Source organism: Chromohalobacter sp. HP20-39 (assembly GCF_033052815.1).
In the GTDB taxonomy this organism is placed as follows: Bacteria; Pseudomonadota; Gammaproteobacteria; order Pseudomonadales; family Halomonadaceae; genus Chromohalobacter.
Window position 1 is genome coordinate 1 of sequence record NZ_JAWHTP010000256.1, and the last position, 385, is coordinate 385.

Genomic DNA, 385 nt, shown 5'->3' on the forward strand with positions numbered 1-385 from the left:
TCCAGGCGAGAAGATCGGTATTCTCGGCCGCAATGGAGCCGGCAAGTCCACCATGATTCGAATGATCAGTGGGGCCGAATTACCGACCTCCGGAAGAATCGTTCGCGAGATGAGTGTTTCCTGGCCGCTTGCTTTTGGGGGGGCATTTCAAGGTAGCCTGACCGGGATGGACAATTTGCGCTTCATCTGCCGCATCTATGGGGCAGACGCTGAGGCCGCTGAGCCATTTGTGCAGGAATTTTCCGAACTAGGCTACTACCTGCGCGAGCCGGTAAAAAGCTACTCCGCTGGCATGCGCGCACGTCTGGCCTTCGCCATTTCGATGGCGATTGAATTCGATTGTTTTCTGATCGACGAAATCGTAGCGGTGGGTGATAGCCGTTTT

Annotated in this window: 1 protein-coding gene; it reads left to right on the plus strand. The window is 55.1% G+C overall.

The window, feature by feature from the left end:
• The coding region (locus tag RVY79_RS17880) for an ABC transporter ATP-binding protein (protein ID WP_317465857.1) at positions 1–385 on the plus strand (385 nt) is incomplete at both ends.